This is a genomic window from Ruminococcus sp. 5_1_39BFAA, from assembly GCF_964240875.1.
GTDB lineage: Bacteria > Bacillota > Clostridia > Lachnospirales > Lachnospiraceae > Blautia_A.
Map to the genome: position 1 here is coordinate 35243 of NZ_CAXSVO010000017.1, position 22389 is coordinate 57631.

12 protein-coding genes are annotated in these 22389 nt (G+C 47.8%); 11 read left to right on the top strand and 1 reads right to left on the bottom strand.

Translation table 11 applies throughout. The features are described 5' to 3' along the window. Positions 1 to 6: 6 nt before the first annotated feature. Genes ACESZH_RS16050 through ACESZH_RS16065 form a run of 4 tightly spaced genes read left to right on the top strand, consistent with a single transcriptional unit; the run spans position 7 to position 3896 of the window. Positions 7 to 1002, top strand: a complete 996-nt coding sequence (locus tag ACESZH_RS16050) for an ABC transporter ATP-binding protein (RefSeq protein WP_373217737.1) — start codon at positions 7 to 9, stop codon at positions 1000 to 1002. Beyond that, on the top strand, positions 971 to 1972 hold the full coding sequence (locus ACESZH_RS16055) for an ABC transporter ATP-binding protein (RefSeq protein ID WP_373217736.1): 1002 nt from the start codon (positions 971 to 973) through the stop codon (positions 1970 to 1972). Before ACESZH_RS16050 ends, ACESZH_RS16055 begins: the two co-directional genes overlap by 32 nt. Positions 1973 to 2008: 36 nt before the next feature. Beyond that, positions 2009 to 2803, top strand: a complete 795-nt coding sequence (locus ACESZH_RS16060; RefSeq protein ID WP_373217735.1) for a tetratricopeptide repeat protein — start codon at positions 2009 to 2011, stop codon at positions 2801 to 2803. A gap of 58 nt (positions 2804 to 2861) precedes the next feature. Further along, positions 2862 to 3896: a M24 family metallopeptidase gene (locus ACESZH_RS16065; RefSeq protein ID WP_373217734.1), complete on the top strand. Its 1035-nt coding sequence runs from the start codon at positions 2862 to 2864 to the stop codon at positions 3894 to 3896. Positions 3897 to 3927: 31 nt separating this feature from the next. Here the strand turns inward: ACESZH_RS16065 and ACESZH_RS16070 are convergent, their stop codons facing one another. Continuing rightward, entirely contained in the window at positions 3928 to 4977 is a 1050-nt protein-coding gene (locus ACESZH_RS16070) for an AraC family transcriptional regulator (protein ID WP_373217732.1), read from the bottom strand. A gap of 279 nt (positions 4978 to 5256) precedes the next feature. Here ACESZH_RS16070 and ACESZH_RS16075 point away from each other — a divergent pair, with 279 nt between their 5' ends. The 7 genes from ACESZH_RS16075 (at position 5257) to ACESZH_RS16105 (ending at position 22388) form a co-directional block, all read left to right on the top strand. After that, complete coding sequence (locus ACESZH_RS16075; RefSeq protein ID WP_373217731.1) at positions 5257 to 8190, top strand: glycosyl hydrolase; 2934 nt, start codon at positions 5257 to 5259, stop codon at positions 8188 to 8190. A 124-nt stretch (positions 8191 to 8314) separates the two neighbouring features. Further along, entirely contained in the window at positions 8315 to 10651 is a 2337-nt protein-coding gene (locus ACESZH_RS16080; protein ID WP_373217729.1) for a NosD domain-containing protein, read from the top strand. Positions 10652 to 10916: 265 nt separating this feature from the next. Beyond that, positions 10917 to 14780 carry a DNA-directed RNA polymerase subunit beta gene (locus tag ACESZH_RS16085; protein ID WP_373217728.1) on the top strand — a complete coding sequence of 1288 codons (3864 nt, stop codon included), beginning with the start codon at positions 10917 to 10919 and terminating at the stop codon, positions 14778 to 14780. 16 nt (positions 14781 to 14796) lie between these two features. After that, a complete protein-coding gene (gene rpoC, locus ACESZH_RS16090) occupies positions 14797 to 18510 on the top strand; it encodes a DNA-directed RNA polymerase subunit beta' (RefSeq protein ID WP_373217727.1) in 3714 nt (1237 codons plus the stop codon). A 164-nt stretch (positions 18511 to 18674) separates the two neighbouring features. Next, on the top strand, positions 18675 to 20312 hold the full coding sequence (locus ACESZH_RS16095; RefSeq protein WP_373217725.1) for a serine/threonine-protein kinase: 1638 nt from the start codon (positions 18675 to 18677) through the stop codon (positions 20310 to 20312). A 20-nt stretch (positions 20313 to 20332) separates the two neighbouring features. Beyond that, positions 20333 to 21160, top strand: coding sequence for a PP2C family serine/threonine-protein phosphatase (locus tag ACESZH_RS16100; RefSeq protein ID WP_373217723.1), 828 nt, complete (start codon positions 20333 to 20335; stop codon positions 21158 to 21160). A gap of 1 nt (position 21161) precedes the next feature. After that, the gene (locus ACESZH_RS16105; RefSeq protein ID WP_373217722.1) at positions 21162 to 22388 is read left to right on the top strand and encodes a hypothetical protein; all 1227 of its coding nucleotides are present in this window, start codon (positions 21162 to 21164) and stop codon (positions 22386 to 22388) included. Position 22389: the final 1 nt, after the last annotated feature.

A 22389-nucleotide genomic window follows, 5' to 3' on the forward strand; every position in this document is an offset into this window, starting at 1 on the left:
AGGACTATGAAGGAAGAAGCATTATTGAGCGTCCGCAACCTGAAGAACTATTTTTATACGGAAGACGGTGTGATGCCCTCGGTTGACGGCGTTGATTTTGAGTTATCAGCGGGTGAAACACTGGCAATCGTGGGAGAGTCCGGCTGCGGAAAATCCGTTACCAGCCTGTCGATCATGGGCCTGGTGCAGTGCCCTCCCGGAAAAATTGTGGACGGAGAGATCCTGTACAAGGGACAGGACCTGTTGAAAATGAATAAAAAGGAAATGCGTGCCATTCGGGGCAACGAGATTTCCATGATATTCCAGGAACCAATGACCAGCCTGAATCCGGTATTTACGGTAGGACAGCAGATCATGGATTCCTTTCGGATCCATCAAAAGCTGGGGAAAAAAGAGGCAAGGGAAAAAACGATTGAAATGATCCGGATGGTGGGAATTCCGTCCCCGGAAAAGGTGGTGGACGAATATCCCCATGAGCTGTCAGGCGGTATGCGTCAGAGGATCATGATTGCCATGGCACTTGCCTGCCAGCCAAATATTCTGATCGCGGATGAGCCCACTACGGCGCTGGATGTGACGATCCAGGCACAGATCATGCGGCTTTTGGGAGAGATGAAGGAAAAAACGGGAACATCCATCATTATTATTACCCATGACCTGGGGGTAGTGGCGCAGATTGCGCAGAATGCCATGGTTATGTATGCGGGGCAGGTGGTGGAATATGTGCCGACCCGCAGTATCTATAAGGATCCGCTGCATCCTTATACGGCAGGTTTGCTGAAGAGCATTCCGAAACTGAATGAGGAGACGGATACACTGTACAGCATTAAGGGAATGGTTCCAAGCCCCAAGGATTATCCAAAGGGCTGCCGGTTCTGTCCGCGGTGCGAGGAAGCGAAAGGGGTCTGCCGGGAAAAACAGCCGCCTTTGCTGAAGCTTGCAGACGGCAGAAAGGTCCGCTGCTGGAAATATGACGAACAGGAGGGAAAGCATTTTGAGTGAAAATCTGCTTGAGGTACAGGGCTTAAAAATACATTATCCTGTAAAGTCAAAGAACAGGCTGGGAAATAGCGTCTCCTGGTCTAAAGCGGTGGACGGCGTGAGCTTTACAGTGAAAAAGGGAGAAACGTTTGGCGTGGTTGGTGAGAGCGGCTGCGGAAAATCCACTACAGGAAAGGCGATCATCCGTCTGTTGGAGCCTACGGAAGGTAAGATCCTGTTTGACGGAAAGGACATCAGCGGCTATTCCAGAAAAGAGCTGGCACGGAAGATCCAGATGATCTTTCAGGATCCTTTTTCCTCACTGGATCCCCGAATGACGGCAGGAACGTGCATTGCGGAGCCGCTTTCCGTACATAAGGTGGGAACAAAGAAGGAACGGCGGGACCGGGCTGTTCAGCTTATGAAGGACGTAGGACTTCGGGAAGACCAGTACGAACGGTTCCCTCACGAGTTTTCCGGGGGACAGCGCCAGCGTATCGGTGTTGCCAGGGCAATTGCCCTTCAGCCGGAGCTGGTGGTATGCGATGAGCCGGTTTCTGCGCTTGATGTTTCGATTCAGGCTCAGATCCTGAATCTGATGAAAGAGTTGCAGAACAAATATAAGCTGACTTATATTTTTATTTCACACAATCTGAGCGTAGTAAAGTTTTTGTGCGACCGTGTTGCGGTAATGTATCTGGGACATATTGTGGAGCTGGCGGATAAGAAGGAATTGTTTGACAATCCCTGCCATCCTTATACAAAGGCTCTGTTAGATGCGATTCCCATTGCAGATCCGGATGTAAAGAGTATGAACGGGGAGCTGACGGGAGATGTTCCCAGTCCTTTGAATCCCCCGTCCGGGTGCTGCTTTCATACACGCTGTCCTTATGCTACGGAACGCTGCAGAAAGGAAGCTCCGGTATTGCATGAGACAGCAAAAGGACATACAGTTGCATGTCATCAGTTTCATGAGTCAGAGACTCTGTAGAAAACTACGGGGATCAATTCAAGGAGGAATATAAAAATGGAATGTAAGTTAATTCAGGAGTATGAGGTATCCAGTTGGGAGCGCGTAGAGTTTCAGGCTGACGAGGAATTAAAGGAAATCGAAAAGAAGATGGCAGCGGATCCTGACAATGCGGTGCTTTGGATGGAAAAAGGTCTGAAGCTGGCAGAGAGCGCACTTTACCGTGAGGCGGGAGAGTGCTATGCCCATGCCATCTCTCTGGATCCGTTCAATGGAATCTTATACCGCCACAGAGCACACAGATTTCTTTCCCAGTGGCGATTTGAGGATGCACGGGCAGACTTTGTGATCGCTTCCAGACTGATTCCGGAGAACTGGGATGTGTGGTATCATCTGGGACTTTCCAATTTCCTGCTGGGAGATTACGCGAAGGCTGAGGTGGCTTACCAGAGATGTCTGGAGCTTTCTAAGGCAGAGGATGAGCTGATTGCTGTCTGCGACTGGTATTATATGACAGAGCTTCGTCTGGGTAACCGGGAAAAAGCGCAGGCTCTGCTTGAGAACATCAAAGAGGACTTTAACCCGGGAGACAATGTGGCATATTTCCGCCGTCTGCTGATGTACAAGGGAATCCTGAAGCCGGAAGAGGTAATTCCGGCAGACATCTCCAAAATGGAAGCCCTGGATGTAGTGACAATGGGATTTGGCATTGCAAATTATTACTGGTATAACGGAGACCAGGAGAAATCCAATCAGATGATTGACATGATCCTGGATATGGGAGACAAAAACGAGTGTTACTTTGCTTTTGGATATCTTGCTGCTAAGGTAGATAAGAAAAACAGAGGTTAAGCCTGAACGGATAGAAGTTTGAAACATATTTTTTAGATGGAATCAGGAGGAAGAGCTTATGAGAAAGAGTATGCTGCTGGAGGCGCCGCTTTCCGAATACGAGCAGAGGATCAGCAAGCTGTGTGCGGAACTGAAAAAACGAGGAATGGATGGTATTTTGCTTTCTGCACCGGACAATATGAGATATTTCTGCGGTCACCGCAGTATTGTGTGGGATTCAAACGTTTCCATGCCGGGAACGCTGGTGGTATCAGCAGACGGAACGATGCGTCTGGCTGGTTCCCAGAGCAATCATCCGACGGCTGTAAGGACTGCCTGCGTAGATGAGGATTGTTATATCGCCTATTTTAACGGAGGCGTGAGAAAGCCGGGCCAGCCAACCAGCTATCCGGAGGCAATCTGCCAGGCATTTACGGAGCTTGGACTGGAAAATGGAAAAATTGGTATGGAATGGGGCCGGGGTTGTCGCGTGCGTATGATCCATGCGGATTATGAGCAGATCATATCTACTATGTCACATGCGAATTTTGTGGATGCAAGTGATGTAATCTGGGCAGTGCGCGGTGTGAAGAGCCCGTACGAGCAGGATCTTCTTCGGAAGGTAAACAATATCAATACAAAGCTGTTTGAACATGCTTATGAGCGTCTGATCCCAGGTGTGACAACGGAGCGGGAGCTGTATAACAGCATGGTTTCCGAGGCGTTTGCACTTGGCTGTGACAGTATGCTGGAGCTGGATGTAAGAGGACACAAGGACCGCTACGGCCTTCCGAATTGTCCGCCCAGCAATATGCCTTTTGGAACAGAGGACGGCACGGCGATCCTGATCGACGGCGGCCCGAGCTATCAGGGATATTTTTCCGATATTATCCGCATTGGCGTAGGCCACAGTCTTGGTCTGAATGTACATGAGTATCCGTGTCTGGAAGCAGGGGAAGAGACGCCTCTGAAGGCAGGTATGGTCATGACACTTGAGCCGAATCTGGACAGCAAGACTGCAGGCTCCATGGTTCTGGAGCAGAACTTTATCATCACAGAAGATGGATACGAGCTGCTCAGCAAGATGCCTACGGAGATGGTAAGGATACATTAATAAATAATAAGGATATGATATGGACCACCAGTCAAAGCGGCTGGTGGTCCGTGTGTTCTTTGCGGTATGCGCTGGGAGAGACACCATAGATCTTACAAAACTGTCGGGAAAAGTGGCTGGCATCCGCGCAGTTTATGTCATCGGAGATCTGGCTGATGCTTCGCTGTGTGGTGGTGAGAAGAAGCGCCGCATGGAGCATTTTCTGCTGGGTGACGATCTGGGAAAAGGTGGAGCCGGTCTTTGCCTTGATATAGCGGCTAAGATAGGCTGTGGTATATCCGAATTCTTTTGCCAGAGATTCCAGTGTGACTGAGGAAAAATGCTCCTGAATATACATCAGGATTGCAAGAATCGGTTCGCTTTTTTCCGTGTGCTGGGAGGTGGTAACGTGCTCCTGATGGTGACGCAGCAGATGAACGAAAACATAGTTCAGCATGCCCACAATGGCGCCTTGCCAGTAAGGCTTCTTTCTTTCGTATTCCAGATAAATGGAACAGATCAACTGAAACATCAGCGGGTCATCTCCCGTGTGGAAAAGCAAAAGCGGAGAATCGCCTTTTCCATATAAAATCTTCTCAAAATACTGGTTCAAAAGATTATATTCCGTCATATTTCCAAAGAAAAATAACTGAAATGCCGATTTCTGCACTAGAATGTTGATGCCGATACATTCATCAGAATTTGCGATGATCTGATGGGGAATATCGTGCTGCCAGAGACAGAAATCTCCCTTTTGCAGGGAATATTTACGGTTGCCGGAGATATGGGTGCAGGAGCCTTCCAAAATATAGAAGAATTCAAAAAATGTATGTCGGTGCATGTGAGGAGGCAGATAGCGGAGGTGTTTGACTACGGAAATAGATTCGTTGCCGTGAAATACCTCTGTATCCAGCAAAACCTCCTGAAATCTTACGATAGTGCGGTCATATTCCTGCCTGATCTGCTCCTGCTGTTCCTGCGACAGCAGGCTTTGTCTGTGCAAAATATGATAATGGGAACGAAACAGGGTTTCCAGTGGGGTAAGAGGACGAAGTCTGCTCATTAGCACCGAAAAGTCATTTGGGGAATATTTCTCTGTCAAAATCATCATCTCCAGTCGTGGTTATTTGATCGCCGGGCAAAAAAAATGAATTGTTCATAATTGATAAAAAAATCAAATTAAAATTGTAATAAATGTACAACATTAAGAAGACTCTCTCTGAATAGTGTAACTTATATGAGCAAATATGTCAAAAAAATACTTTTCAGAAGCCAAAAAAATACAAATATCAAGGAAACCTTCCTGCTATAATTCAGGACAGAAAAAAGGTTTACAGGTTACCTGAGAAAAAACCTGAATATGAAAACAGGAGATTGGAATATGAAAAGAAAACACGTTGCGATTTTATTGGCAGGCCTGATGGCGTTGGGAAGCATTCAGGCACCTGTATGGGCAGCAGAAGAAGCAGGCAGCACTGTGGCAGCACTGGCAGCAGGATTTGCGGTACCGGATGAGAGCTATCGGCCAGGCGTGCGCTGGTGGTGGCCGGGCGGAGCGGTTGAGGAAGAAACTCTGAAATCCGAGATTGATTATCTGGCGGAAAAAGGAATCGGTTATGTAGAGATCAATCCTTTCAAAGTATCTGAAATACTGGAGGGTGATGAGGAAAGGGTGAAATCCATCTATACACCGGAGTTCTATGAGCTTTTGGACATTGCCATCAGCTATTGTGAAGAAAAAGGAATTACCGTTGATCTGAATATGGGTTCCGGCTGGAATGCAAACAGCCCTGATGTTACTTATGAGGAATCTATGGGAAATATGGCACTTGGTCGTGCAACGGTAACAGGAGCCGATGCAAAAACAGAGTTGGAAATCCCAGCGGCAGAGCGCAGCCTTTTCTATGTGGGAGAAGACGCAAAGGGCGAGTGGCGTGACGAAAGCGTAAAGCTTCAGGGTATACTGGTTGCAGAAATTACGGAGGCCGCAGGAACGGATTTTGTAGAGGGAGAGGGATTGTTTGGTCCGAAGCCTTCTTACGAGGATGTGTATGATGCAGAAGGCAATGTGACAAAATCCTACGACACACAGATCGTCCTGAATTCTGAAAACAGCCACTTTATTTCTGCTGACGATGCACAGATCCAGGACGGCAAGCTTGTTTTAGGCGAAGAAATTACGGCTTCCCTTGATGACGGCAAGAATTATGAGATCATTGCTATGTATTATCTTCCGTCCGGCGGAAAGGCAATCGACTGCGCAGTACCGGAGTGGTACACCGTGGATCATATGGACGCAGCAAAGGTTGCGGATTATCTGAATGACTGGCTGGGCAATGAAAATCTGTCCGCAATTTTGGAAAAGCATTCCAATATCAGAGCCCTTTTCAACGACAGCTATGAGTTCTATTCTGATATTTATTATTCCGAAAATATTGCAGAGCTGGCGGCAGATGCAGAAAACAATGGCCTTGGCTATGACTTCAGCAAATATCTGCCAACGATTTATAAGCAGTACAGTGCAGCGCCGTTCTACATGGGTCTTGGAACTATAGATACTTATCTTACATACACCACAGATGAGGATGAAAAGAGCCGTATCCAGTATGATTATAACACTCTGGTGAACCAGCGATTTGAAGAAGGCATGGAAGCGTTTAAGGAAGGCTCTAATGAGAGGGATCTTCTCTACAGGCAGGAAGCATATAATCCGCCTATTGATACCATCGGATCTGCTGAAAACGTTGATATTCCAGAGGCTGAGCAGGCAGATGAGCTGAGTCTGATCCGCGTATCCTCCGGAGCGCATTTATACGACAAAGATCTGGTTACCTGTGAACAGTATACATTGGGGAGAACTCCTCTGGCAAATACCCTGGAGCAGTTCAAGATTGGCTATGATATTATGGCGACCAGCGGTGTCAATAACTTTTTCTATCATGGAATGATGTACGGATATGGAGTGGATTCTGAAGAATATGGTGAAATTGGATGGGCACCGTTCCCGTCTACCGGCATGAATGCTTCTGAGAGAAATACCTTATCCGAATATCTGGATGAAATGAACGAATATGCAACCCGCGTCAACTATCTGATGCAGCAGGGCAAGGCGAGCAAGGACGTGGCATATTACATGCCATTTAACGGAAGCCTTTCCCTCACAGACGCTGTAAATACTATGAACAGCAACGGTATCGCATGGGATGCCATAAACGATGACAGTATCATTTCTGAGGAGACAACGGTTGTTGACGGACAAATTTCTGCAAACGGCGGCAACATGGTTTATGATGCTATTGTTGTAGAATCCGCATCCGTTCCTGTAGATACAATGGAAAAACTGGCAGCTATGGCAGAAGAGGGCGCAACTGTGATCTTCTATGGAGAGGCGCCGTCCAGACAGCCGGGATACCAGGATGGAAATTATGCGGAAGCAGATGCAAAAACTGCAGATGCGGCAGCAAAAGTTCTGGAGCAGGAAAACGGAGTCCTTGCAGCAGACGCTGAAAGCTTTGCGCAGGCTCTGGCAGAAAAAGTGACACCAGAGGTTTCCTATGAAACAAATGACCAGGTTCGTTTTGCAAGACGTACACTGGATGACGGATCCGAGCTTGTTTACCTGAGAAACATCGGAGAAGCTGAGAATACCATTACCGTAAAGACAGCCGAAGGCTATGGCAGCTGCTACTGGCTTGACCAGAGCACCGGAAAGATCTATAACGCTGAAAAGGCAGAGGATGGAACTATTACCGTAACGATGGATGCCAGTGTGGATAATCTGACAGGCATGGCAGGAGACGGCCCGAGAAGTATGTCACTTGCACTGCTTTGCACAAAAGCTGACGATGCTATCGAAGTATCTGAAGGCGCTCCGGCGTGCATTGACCAGACTGAGGCAGCTTCTGAGGCAGCCGTAGAGCTTCAGACCCTGACAGTAGGCGAGGAGACATATACGGAGGATATCCTTGGAAAATGGAACAGTGACGAATTCCAGGGCGGCGCTCTGAAAAATTCTGCTGAAACAGGAACCTATGAGGGCACCTTTACCCTCGAAGGAAAAGAGGAAGGCCAGAAGGCATATCTCACACTGAGTGAGATCTACGGCGGTGTAACGATCCTGGTAAACGGGCAGGAAGCCGGAGATATCCTGTATGCACCTTATGAGCTGGATATCACAGAATATGTTCAGGATGGAGAAAACACAGTATCCATTCAGGTTACACCAAGAAGATATAACGAGGTTCACACAGATCTTGCTACAGAGGAGCTGGTAGATACCGGACTTGCTGGTGAGATCAACGTGGAAATCAGATAAACAGGACAGGAATAGAAGGATGTATTGTAAAAAAATGGAACGGGAATGTCTATGGACATTCCCGTTTTCCTCATGTAAAATAAGGAAATAAAGCAATATTTTACAGTATTTGGAGGGAATTGGGATGAAGAAAACAGCAGCAGTCCTTTTATGCCTGGCAATCGCTTCCTGGCTGTCGCTGCCTGCAGCAGCGGAGGAAGCAGTGGTATCAGGATCGGAAGTGACGGCGGTTGAAGAAATACAGACAGATGAAATAGAGACGCTTCTTCCTGAAACAGAGGAAGAAGAAGGGGGAATGTTTCAGGAGGAAAATGAGGCGCTATTTGGAGACGAAAGTGTGATTCTGCCTGGTGCTCCTGACAATACAGAGTCCGGAAATACAGAATTTTCCGAAGGAGAGACAGAAGTATCCGGTTTTATAGATGAAGGCGCGATGAATGCAGAGCAACAGGAGATGACAGCAGGAACAGAACTGTTTTCAGGATCGGATCCGGATACGGGGGAGCTTCCGGAGCCGGGTGCCGTGGAAGCAACCTTGAATGTGCGGGAAGGGGAGGATATCACAGCCCCTCTTAATGAGCTGCTTTTTATCATGGGTCAGCGCGCCACAGATGAGCAGCCCTGTAAGGTCACCATACCGCCGGGCAGCTATCAGCTTACTGGTACGATCTGCATGTACAGCAATCTTCATCTCTGTGCGCAGGGAGCTACTATTACAAAAAACTCCCAGGAAAAGCACATCCTGCTCCGTCTTGGAAACAGCGAGATTTCGGCGGGAGGCTATGATGGCTACCGGAATATCACCATAGAAGGCGGAACCTGGGATTGTAATTATCCGGTCATTGAGGATAAAGCAGGAGGAACGGGCTACGTAGGCTTCCGCATCGGTCATGCCAGCCATGTGACAGTCAAAAATGTTACGTTTCTGAATAATCTGAAATCCCATTTTCTGGAGCTGGCCGGGGTCAGGGATGTTTTAGTAACAGGCTGTACCTTCCGGGGGTACTGGGAAGGTTATGAGGGCGGCGGGCAGGAATGTATTCAGTTGGATGCCTGTCTGGATTATATTTTTCCCAATTATCAGCCTTTTGACGGAACTGTATGTGAGGATGTTGTGATCACGGGAAACACCTTTGAAAATGTTTTTGCAGGAGTGGGAAGCCATAGTATGGTATTTGACCATTCCTATCGAAACATTACTATCAGCGGCAATTCCTTCTATAATATAAAGAAGCGCGCCGTATGGTGTCTGAACTATGAAGATTCCCGCGTGGAAAATAACGTGATGGAAAACGTGGGCGGCGGTGTATTGGTAAGCTCTGTTTATTATCCCAACACCCATGTTCTTGCAGGACAAAATCCTTCTAATAAGGGAAACCAGCAGCCGATGAATGTGAACGTCACAGGAAACTCCATCTCCATATCCAATACGGCAGCCATTAATGGCGCTTCGTGGAAGGGATATGGTATCCAGATTGAGGGAGAAAAGGCAAGGAAAACCTCGGGCAGTGTGCCGGAGGGGATTTACCCGGCAAAATCGGTTGCGGTTACAGGAAATACCATTACGGGCTATGGAAACGGAATCCGCCTTTTTCTTGCAGATAACTGCCAGGTCACCGGAAATCGGGTCTCCCTGAAAAAAACAGGAAACTTTTCTAATATAGGAATCTGTCTGGGAGCGTCAAATGTCAATACTATAAGCGGGAACGCGGTGGAGAACAGCCGTAATGTGGGAATATATGTCTATAACGGAGGCAGCTCCTACAAGATTGCGGCGAAGAAAAATTCTATCAGCCGCAATTCCGTATCGGGAACAGACGGAGACGGCATTTTGGTCGAAGAGGGAAGCACGACGACTGTCGTGTACCGCAACACGGTTACGGGATCCAAAAAGAACGGAATCGTCATTTCGGGCAGTAAAAACTGTGTTATTACCTATAATAATGTAAGCAAATGTACATTGGATGGAATCAGCGCTGTAAAAGCAAGCGGAATCGATCTGAGGGCAAATAGTATTTCGGCAAACAAAGGAAGAGGGATGTCCCTTCAGAGCCTGACCGTCAGCATCCTGCGCAAAAATACGATGAAAGAAAATGGAAAGTACGGCATCTATACGGAAGCGGCAAAGGTAAAAAGCCAGAAATCAAATAAAATGGAAAGCAACAAATCCTCCTATGCTATCTGCGCAAAGAGCAGTAAAGGAATCAGCTCATTTCGGATGGTGCCAAGCAGCACGGTCACCAGAAAGACTACAAAGCTTACAGGGAAAATAGTGGGCGGAAAAACCGTTACCGTATATGCGAAAAAAAACTCCGGAAATTTAAAGCTTGCCAGGGGAAAGGTAACTGCGAAAGGCCGATACAGCCTTTCTGTGAAAAAGCAGAAAAAGGGAACCACTCTGATATTTGCTGTAAAGGATGCCTATGGAAACACAGCTATTATCCAGAAAACTGTAAAATAAAAAGCTGCGGAAGCGCGGATGATACTTGGATTTGAGAAAAAATAAATATACAGACTGTATAGACCGGGATACAGCGGCTGAATCAGAAAAGCCGCTGCGCCCGGTGTTTCTTTTTTGTTAAAAAAATTTAAAATTTTTATTGACAGCCTTTCTTCGTTGTGCTATAGTGAAGAATGCTATATTATGGCAAGATATGCCTAATTATCTTCATAACAGGCAGTAACATGTTGTAATAAATATAAATAAAAACAGGGGTGAAACGTCAATGGAAAAAAACAGAATTCGTTCTGTAAAAACTGGAAAAAGCATGCGAATGAGCTACCAGAGACAAAAAGAAGTTCTGGAAATGCCGAATTTGATCGAAGTCCAGAAAGATTCTTACCAGTGGTTTCTCGACGAAGGATTGAAGGAAGTCTTTGATGACATTTCTCCGATCGCAGATTACGGCGGAAAGCTCAGCCTTGAATTCATCGACTTTACATTTGAGGAAAAAGATGCAAAATACACCATCGAACAGTGTAAAGAACGTGACGTAACTTATGCCGCACCTTTGAAGGTTCGCGTGAGACTGATTAACAAAGAAACAGAAGAAATCAACGAACACGAGATTTTCATGGGAGATTTGCCGTTAATGACGGCTACGGGCACGTTTGTGATCAATGGCGCTGAGCGTGTCATTGTCAGCCAGTTGGTACGTTCCCCTGGAATCTACTATGCGATTGCCCATGACAAGGTTGGTAAGAGACTGTTTTCCTGTACAGTTATCCCCAACAGAGGTGCATGGCTGGAATATGAAACCGACTCTAACGATGTATTTTACGTAAGAGTTGACAGAACCAGAAAGGTTCCCATCACTGTCCTCATTCGTGCCCTGGGAGTAGGCTCTAATGCGGAAATCGTGGAACTGTTCGGCGAGGAGCCGAAGATTCTGGCAAGCTTTGCAAAGGATACCTCCACAAATTACGAGGAGGGTCTTCTGGAATTATACAAAAAAATCCGTCCGGGTGAGCCGCTGGCAGTAGAGAGCGCAGAGAGCCTGATCAATGCAATGTTTTTCGACCCCAGAAGATACGACCTTGCAAAAGTCGGACGTTATAAATTTAATAAGAAGCTTCATTTTAACAAGCGAATCGTAGGTCATAAGCTGGCCGAGGATGTTGTGGACGCTTCCACCGGAGAGATTCTGGCAGAGACCGGAACAACCGTAACACGGGAGATGGCAGATCTTCTGCAGAATTCCGCTGTTCCGTTTGTATGGATCCAGGGAGAGGAAGACCGCAAGATCAAAGTCCTTTCCAGTATGATGGTTGATATCCGCCATTACCTGCCTGAGGTGACAGATCCTAAGGCAGAACTGGGTGTTACAGAGTTAGTATATTACCCTGTACTTGAAAAAATTCTGGAAGAAAATGACAGCTTTGAGGAAAGAAAACAGGCAATCCGCAGAGATATCCATGACCTGATTCCGAAACACATTACGAGAGAAGATATCTTTGCTTCCATTAACTATAACATGCATCTGGAATACGGTCTGGGCAATGACGATGATATCGATCATCTGGGCAACCGCCGTATCCGTGCAGTGGGCGAGCTGCTTCAGAACCAGTACCGTATCGGTCTTTCCAGACTGGAGCGTGTAGTCCGCGAGAGAATGACAACTCAGGATGTGGAGAGTATTTCTCCTCAATCCCTGATCAATATTAAGCCGGTGACAGCAGCGGTAAAAGAATTCTTCGGCTCTTCCCAGTTGTCACAGTTCATGGATCAGAACAACCCTCTTGGTGAGCTGACCCATAAGAGACGTCTTTCCGCCCTTGGACCAGGCGGTCTGTCACGAGACAGAGCAGGATTCGAGGTACGAGACGTTCACTATTCCCATTATGGAAGAATGTGCCCCATTGAGACTCCTGAAGGTCCGAACATCGGTCTGATCAACTCTCTTGCATCCTATGCAAGGATCAATCAGTACGGATTCGTGGAGGCGCCTTACCGTAAAATCGATAAATCAGATCCTAAAAATCCGCGTGTCACGGACGAAGTAGTCTATATGACCGCAGACGAAGAGGATAACTACCATGTAGCACAGGCGAATGAGGCCCTGGATGCAGAAGGACACTTTATCCGTAAGAACGTATCCGGTCGTTTCCGCGAGGAAACACAGGAGTACGAGCGTCAGATGTTTGACTACATGGACGTATCACCTAAGATGGTATTCTCAGTGGCAACGGCCCTGATCCCGTTCCTGCAGAACGACGATGCGAACCGTGCGCTGATGGGATCCAACATGCAGCGTCAGGCAGTGCCGCTTCTGACCACAGAGGCGCCTGTTGTAGGTACCGGTATGGAGAATAAGGCAGCCGTTGACTCCGGCGTGTGTATGCTGGCAAGAAAGTCCGGTACGGTTCTCCGTTCCACATCTACAGACATCAGTATCAAGAATGATGACGGAACAAAGGATGATTACCATCTGACAAAATTCTTAAGAAGTAACCAGAGCAACTGCTACAACCAGAGACCGATCGTAAACCAGGGCGATCACGTAGAGGCAGGAGACGTTATTGCAGACGGACCGTCCACCTCCAACGGAGAGCTGGCTCTTGGTAAAAACCCGCTGATCGGATTTATGACCTGGGAAGGTTACAACTACGAGGATGCTGTTCTTTTAAGTGAAAAGCTTGTACAGGACGATGTATACACATCTGTCCACATTGAGGAATATGAGGCAGAGGCCCGCGATACAAAGCTTGGGCCGGAGGAGATCACCCGCGATGTACCAGGTGTGGGCGATGATGCTTTGAAAGACCTGGATGAGCGCGGAATCATCCGCATCGGTGCAGAGGTTCGTGCCGGAGATATCCTGGTTGGTAAGGTTACCCCGAAGGGTGAGACAGAACTGACGGCTGAGGAGAGACTGCTCCGTGCGATCTTCGGTGAGAAGGCACGTGAAGTCCGTGATACTTCTCTGAAGGTTCCTCACGGCGAGTATGGTATCGTTGTGGATGCAAAGGTATTTACAAGAGAGAACGGCGATGAGCTGTCTCCCGGTGTAAATGAATCAGTCCGTATTTATATTGCACAGAAGAGAAAGATTTCCGTTGGTGACAAGATGGCCGGACGTCACGGTAACAAGGGTGTTGTTTCCCGTGTACTTCCTGTTGAGGACATGCCATTCCTGCCAAACGGCCGTCCGCTTGACATCGTGCTGAACCCTCTGGGTGTGCCGTCACGTATGAATATCGGACAGGTACTGGAAATTCACTTAAGCCTTGCTGCAAAGGCCCTGGGCTTCAATATCGCTACACCTGTATTTGACGGTGCAAACGAGGATGATATCCAGGATACCCTTGAGCTGGCAAACGATTATGTAAACACAGAGGACTTTGAAGAGTTCCGCGAGAAATACAAAGATATTTTAGCACCGGATGTTATGCAGTATCTGGATGAGAACAAAGAGCACAGAGCACTGTGGAAGGGCGTTCCTATCTCCAGAGACGGTAAGGTACAGCTCCGTGACGGACGTACAGGCGAGTTCTTTGACAGCCCGACTACCATCGGTCACATGCACTACCTGAAGCTGCACCATCTGGTTGACGATAAGATCCATGCACGTTCCACAGGTCCATACTCCCTGGTTACACAGCAGCCTCTGGGCGGTAAAGCGCAGTTCGGCGGTCAGCGTTTCGGTGAGATGGAGGTTTGGGCTCTGGAGGCATACGGCGCATCCTACACACTGCAGGAGATCCTGACTGTGAAATCCGATGATGTTGTCGGACGTGTAAAGACCTACGAAGCGATCATCAAGGGAGACAATATCCCTGAGCCGGGTATTCCGGAATCCTTCAAGGTACTTTTGAAAGAGCTGCAGTCTCTTGCACTGGATGTCCGCGTCCTGAGAGAAGACCAGACAGAAGTGGAGATCATGGAAAATGTCGATTACGGCGAGACAGACCTTCGTTCTATTATCGAAGGGGATTCCCGCAGCCACGGAAGAGAAGAATCTCTGGGCAGACACGGCTATACCAAGCAGGAGTTTGACGGAGGGGAACTTGTAGACGTGGAAGAGGAAGACGATGAGGACGATGAAGATTACGAAGTTCTCGACGATTCCTTTGATGATAGCGAAGAGTAGAAAGGGGAAAGAATACATGGCAGAATCAACCAATACCGCTGAAACATATCAGCCAATGACTTTTGATGCCATCAAGATCGGACTGGCGTCCCCTGAGAAGATCAGAGAGTGGTCAAGAGGCGAGGTTTTAAAACCTGAGACCATCAACTACCGTACCTTGAAGCCTGAAAAAGACGGACTTTTCTGCGAGAGAATTTTCGGACCGAGCAAGGACTGGGAGTGCCACTGTGGAAAGTATAAGAAAATTCGTTATAAAGGCGTTGTCTGCGACCGATGCGGCGTAGAGGTTACAAAAGCATCTGTTCGTAGAGAGCGTATGGGACACATCGAGCTGGCGGCTCCTGTTTCCCATATCTGGTATTTTAAAGGAATTCCGTCCCGTATGGGACTGATCCTGGACCTGACTCCGAGAATTCTGGAGAAAGTCCTCTATTTTGCTAACTATATCGTACTGGATCCGGCTGATTCCGGGCTTCAGTACAAACAGATCCTGACAGAGAGAGAATACCAGGATGCCCGTGAAAGTTACGGTTACAATTTCCGCGTAGGCATGGGCGCAGAGGCGATCAAAGAGCTTCTGATGGCAATTGATCTGGAGAAGGATTCAGAGGAATTAAAATCTGAGCTTGCGAAGGCTACCGGACAGAAGCGTGCGAGAATCATCAAACGTCTGGAAGTAGTAGAATCCTTCCGCGAATCCGGAAACAGACCGGAGTGGATGATCCTGGATGTGATTCCGGTCATTCCGCCGGATCTCCGTCCTATGGTACAGTTGGACGGCGGACGTTTTGCAACCTCTGACCTGAACGATTTATACAGAAGGATCATCAACCGTAACAACCGTCTGAAGAGACTGCTGGAGCTGGGTGCTCCGGATATCATTGTCCGCAATGAGAAACGTATGCTTCAGGAGGCTGTTGACGCGCTGATCGATAACGGACGCCGCGGACGCCCTGTTACCGGACCTGGAAACAGAGCGCTGAAATCCCTTTCCGATATGCTGAAAGGTAAATCCGGACGTTTCCGTCAGAATCTTCTTGGCAAACGTGTTGACTATTCCGGACGTTCCGTTATTGTCGTAGGACCGGAGCTGAAGATTTACCAGTGCGGTCTTCCGAAGGAAATGGCAATCGAGCTGTTCAAACCATTTGTCATGAAGGAGCTGGTTGCAAACGGAACTTCACACAATATTAAAAATGCAAAGAAAATGGTTGAAAAGCTGGAGCCGGCTGTATGGGATGTACTTGAGGATGTTATTAAGCAGCATCCGGTTATGCTGAACCGTGCACCTACACTGCACCGTCTTGGGATTCAGGCTTTTGAGCCAATTCTGGTAGAAGGTAAGGCGATCAAGCTTCATCCCCTTGTTTGTACTGCATTTAACGCTGACTTCGACGGTGACCAGATGGCTGTTCATCTTCCGCTGTCCCAGGAAGCACAGGCAGAGTGCCGTTTCCTTCTCCTTTCGCCGAATAACCTGCTGAAGCCGTCAGACGGTGGACCTGTGGCCGTTCCTTCCCAGGATATGGTTCTTGGTATCTACTATCTGACTCAGGAAAGACCTGGAAATAAGGGCGAGGGAAAAATCTTCAAGAGTGTAAACGAAGCGATCCTTGCATACGAAAACAAAGCCATCACGCTGCAGTCCAAGATTATTGTACGCTGCGAGAAGCAGATGCCGGATGGAACTGTGCTGAGAGGAAATGTGGAGTCCACACTGGGACGATTCCTGTTCAATGAGATCCTGCCTCAGGACCTTGGATTTGTAGACAGAAGCATTCCGGGCAACGAACTGCTTCTGGAGGTTGATTTCCTGGTTGGAAAGAAACAGTTAAAGCAGATTCTGGAAAAGGTCATTAACACCCACGGGGCAACCAAGACCGCAGAGGTTCTGGATGCCATCAAGTCCATGGGTTATAAATACTCCACACGGGCAGCCATGACCGTATCTATTTCTGATATGACCGTGCCGCCGCAGAAGCCGGAGATGATCAAACAGGCTCAGGATACTGTGGATTTGATCACCAAGAACTATAAGCGTGGTCTTATCACTGAGGAAGAGCGTTACAAGGAAGTTGTAGATACCTGGAAAAAGACGGACGATGAGCTGACACATGCCCTGCTGTCCGGCCTTGATAAGTACAACAACATCTTCATGATGGCTGACTCCGGAGCCCGTGGTTCCGATAAACAGATCAAACAGCTTGCTGGTATGCGTGGATTGATGGCCGATACAACCGGACATACGATCGAGCTGCCTATCAAGTCAAACTTCCGTGAAGGTCTTGACGTACTGGAGTATTTCATGTCTGCACACGGTGCACGTAAAGGTCTGTCCGATACAGCGCTTCGTACCGCTGACTCCGGTTACCTGACCAGACGTCTTGTAGACGTTTCTCAGGACCTGATCGTCCGCGAGATGGACTGCTGTGAGAGCAGAGACGAAATTTCCGGTATGTACGTAAAAGAATTCGTAGACGGAAAAGAAGAGATTGAGAGCCTTCAGGAACGTATCACCGGAAGATTTTCCTGTGAGACGATCAAGAACAAGGACGGTGAAGTCCTTGTAAAGGCAAACCATATGATCACGCCGAAGCGTGCGGCCCGCATTATGAAAGAGGGCGTAGATAACGAAACCGGCGGTTCCATTGACAAAGTGAAGATTCGTACCATTCTTACCTGTAAGTGTAAGGTTGGTGTGTGCGCGAAGTGCTATGGCGCAAACATGGCAACCGGTGAGCCTGTACAGGTTGGTGAGTCCATTGGTATCATCGCTGCTCAGTCTATCGGTGAACCTGGTACACAGCTTACCATGCGTACCTTCCATACCGGAGGTGTTGCTGGTGGAGATATCACACAGGGTCTTCCCCGTGTCGAGGAGCTTTTTGAGGCAAGAAAGCCTAAGGGTCTTGCTGTTATCACAGAGATCAAGGGTGTTGCTACCATTAATGATACCAAGAAGAAACGTGAGATCATCGTTACCGATCCGGAGACAGGCGATTCCAAGACCTACCTGATTCCTTATGGTTCCCGTATCAGGATTACGGACGGACAGGTTATGGAGGCTGGTGATGTGCTGACAGAAGGTAGCGTGAACCCGCATGATATCCTTAGGATCAAGGGTGTCCGTGCTGTTCAGGATTACATGCTCCGCGAGGTACAGCGTGTATACCGTCTCCAGGGTGTTGAGATCAATGATAAGCATATTGAGGTTATTGTTCATCAGATGCTGAAGAAGATCCGCATTGAGGAGAACGGAGACAGCGATTTCCTGCCAGGTACTCTTGTAGATTATCTGGAGTACGAGGAAGTAAACGAGCAGTTGGAAAAAGAAGGAAAAGCACCTGCTGTTGGAAAACAGGGTATGCTTGGTATTACCAAGGCTTCTCTGGCTACCGATTCCTTCCTGTCTGCCGCATCCTTCCAGGAGACTACCAAGGTTCTGACGGAGGCAGCGATCAAGGGTAAGGTTGACAAGCTCATTGGTCTGAAGGAAAACGTTATCATCGGTAAGCTGATTCCGGCAGGTACTGGTATGAAGTGCTACAGTGATGTAGAGCTTGACACAGGAATGCCTGAGGAAAAGCCCGTAGAAGTAGAAGAAATGGAAGAGGAGATTGATATTTCTTCTTATGAAGACGAGCCGCTTATGATGGAAGAGGATCTGCCGGAGGATGAAGAGGCAGAAGAGGATTTCGAAGAGCCGACAGAAGACGGCGAGGAAGAATAAGAATTCCATAACGAGTGATTTAAGGTACCCTCCGTGGCGGCGAAAGCCGCTGGGAGGGTATTTTTTTCCATATTCTTCAAAAAGAAAAATACAAAGGGCACTATCTTTTGTGTTAATATTCTAGTATAATTTGCTTTAATTCCTGACGGAAAGGAGGGAAATACATGGATAAAGAATTACCGGTTTCCGTGTGGCCGGAATGGAGAATTATAGAAAAGATCGGAGAAGGCTCATTCGGAAAGGTATATAAAGCGCAGCGGACAGAAAGAGGCAGATCTTTCTATTCCGCCATAAAGATTATTACTATCCCGGGCAGTAAGAGCGAGTTAAACAGTGTCAGGTCAGAGACAGGAAATGATAATTCTACCAGGGAATACTTTCAGAATCTTGTGGAAGAGTGCATTCAGGAAGTAAGCACAATGGAATATTTCCGGGGAAATTCTCACATTGTATCGGTTGAGGATTTTAAGGTTGTGGAGTATCTGGATGAGATTGGCTGGGATATTTCCATACGTATGGAATATCTGACCAGTTTTATGGACTATTGTACCGGAAAAGAGCTTACGGAAAAAGAAGTGATCAAGCTGGGCTGCGACCTCTGCAGGGCGCTGATCTACTGCAACCAGCTTAACATTGTCCATCGGGACATAAAACCGGAAAACATCTTCATATCCCGGTTTGGGGATTTTAAGCTGGGGGATTTCGGAATTGCCAGGGAGCTGGAACGCAGTATGAGCAGTATGTCAAAAAAGGGTACCTACTCTTACATGGCGCCGGAGATGTACCGGGGTGAGAAATATGACAGCAGTGCAGATATTTATTCATTGGGAATTGTCCTGTATAAGCTGATGAACCATAACAGACTTCCCTTCATTCCCCTGGAGAAGCAGTTGATCACATACAGAGATAAGGAAAATGCCCTGACTCGTAGGATATCCGGCGAGATGATGCCCTTGCCGGCACAGGCGAGCGGAGCGTTTGCTGCGATCATCCTGAAAGCCTGTGCATACAGGCCGGAGGAACGTTACCGTATGCCGGAGGATTTCCTTCATGATCTGGACGATCTGCAGAATGGACGGCTGTCCGGTCTTGAGCAGGAAACTGCCCAGAGCCGGATCGTGCAGAAAGCCAGGATGGAGCAAAATGCTGTAATGAGGCAGAAAGCCGCTCCGGAGAGAAGGATTCGAAAAATAGAACCAGAGCAGCAGCCAGTTCAGGAGAACGTAATAAGGAAACCGAAAACTCAGGAAAACTCAAAAAAGACCTCGCCATGGACTATTTCGGTGGTCGTGGTGGCAATTGCGGCATGTATTATTACAGCAGTATATGCAAAGCTGATTCTGGATGAGGACAGACGCGCACAGAACTCTGAGACGGTTGTCAATGTTTTGGAAGAAAATGATTACAGTACAGCTCAGATCGATGAATTTTCCACAGCAATTCAGACGATCAAGGATCAGGCTACGGAGATCGTGGACAAGCTTCCTGACTGCGAGGAGGTAGGAACCGAGGGCGAAAGACTCCGTTACTATGATGAAAACGGTAAGCTTTTAAAAGCCCTGATCTACCCGGAGATGTCAGATGACGGAGTCTATGAGGAATACTATTACTGGGACGAGAGATTATTCTTCGCATACATATGGACAGGCGACAAAAAAGAACTTTATTACTATGACAAGCGGGGAAAAATGATCCGCTGGATCGATCAGGACGGCACGGTTCATGACAAGGAAACAGACAGCACCGAGTACACTAAGCGAGGTGAAAAATACTGGAAAATTTCTCTGGAGCAGTTCGAATAAATGAGAGAAGGAATACGGAAATGACCTATCAGATTAAGTTCGCATATGCGTGTGACATGGGGAAAGTAAGGGCTAATAATGAGGATAATTTCTGGTGCTGCCATGAGCAGCTTCCCGTAGAAAATCAGGGGCTTGCGGGTATTCATACCGGGAGCGGAACCCAGAGCGATATGCCGGTATTGGCTGTTTTTGACGGTATGGGGGGAGAAAGTTGCGGAGAGATGGCAGCGTTCCTTGCAGCAGAAGAATTGGGCAGATTCCATCAGAGAAACAAGCGGGGAATGAAAAGAAATCCGGAAGGCTTTCTACGGGATGCCTGCCGGAAGATGAATGAAGCAGTATGCCGTTATGGAAGGGAAAACGGCGTTCGATGTATGGGAACTACCCTGGCAATGACTGCATTTGGGCGGCAGTCCATATTTGCCTGTAATCTGGGAGACAGCCGGATCTATCAGGTAAGAAACGGACAGGCTGCCAGAATTTCCACAGACCATGTTATGGGAAACGGCTTTTTCGGCAAAGCTCCTCTGACTCAGTACCTTGGGGTGGAGGAGGAACATATGCTGTTGGAGCCATCTATCGTGGAAATTGATTATCAGCCGGAGGACCGCTATCTGCTCTGTTCAGACGGGCTTACAGATATGCTTACGGAACAGGAGATTTTTGACATCCTGGCTCATGGAAATACAGTAGAAGAGACAGTGAAAGAACTGATGGAAAAGACTATGGAAAAAGGCGGAAAGGATAATGCAACCATTATCCTGTGCGAGGTGCAGGCCAACGAGGAGAAGCCTTCCTTTGTGACCAGGCTCAGGCAGCGCAGAAAGGAATACGTGAAGGTGATGTGAGATGAAAAACCGTATGAATGATTTGGATTTTGAACAGACGGTTGCTTTTGATACGGTTAAGGATTTTGAGTTTACCAGAAGAGCGGCGCAGAGGTTCCGGCAGGTGGTCAGTCTGGAAAGCTTTGAAGACGAGGATGCAGACGTAATTTTTAATTACCTGTACAAGGAAATGGAGTTGGTATCCTTTGGGGATCATCTGAAACGCTACATATATGAAAGGGCAGGCTTGGAGGAACCTTTCGGGGAGGTACCGCAGGAGGTTTACCGGGAAATCGCAGTGGAATCCTTCCGGGAAACCTATACACCTAAATCCATGAATCCTACCTCCACCAAGCTTCCGGCTCTTGTAAATAACTGGCTTACCCAGGCTTCCGTAAAAAGAGAGACCGTATTTTTGTTGGGATTCGGACTTAGAATGGGGGCGGAGGATGTCTCAGACTTTTTGACAAGGGTGCTTCGGGAACAGGACTTTGACTTCCATAACCCGGAGGAAGTGATTTACTGGTATTGCTATTGCAACCACTTACTGTACGGAAAGGCGGAGGAATATAAGGAGAAATATAAGACCCTGGAACCGGCGCGGGAAAAGGGAAATGCACCTATGATCCTGAGCGGAGGATTCAGCCTTGACAACGAGGAGAAGCTGTTCCAATATCTGGCGTATTTGAAGGCTGGCTGGGACGATCCGAAATCAGAGAAAAGCCAGGCTTTTCAGGAGTTTCAGAAGCTTTTGGAGCGCGCAAAGGGCATCATTGCGGCCATGTACCAAAGGGATGAGGAGGAGAAAAACCGCCAAAGGGTGTGGAAAGCGGAAAACATCACACCCTCTGATCTGGAAAAGGTTATCTGTAACGGAATCCCCATCAATAAAATGGGAAATCTGAAAAAAATGTCAGCCTCCATCCTGGCAAAGCATTTCAGCCAGAAGCGGTTCAGCAGACAGCGGATTACCAACATCCTGAACCATAAATTCCCGGTGGAGCGTTTTGACCTGCTGACACTGGAGTTTTTCATCGTCTCCCAGGAAATGGAGGATGACGATCCCTATAACCGCTATCACCATTTTATTGAGGAAGCACAGGAGATCCTGTCAAAATGCGGCATGAGCGAAATTTACATCGTAAATCCATACGAATGCTTCCTGCTCATGTGCCTGCTCACCGACTGCCCGCTGGCGGTCTTCTCGGAGATCTGGGAGAAGTCCTATGAGGAGGCAGAGGAAAAATAGT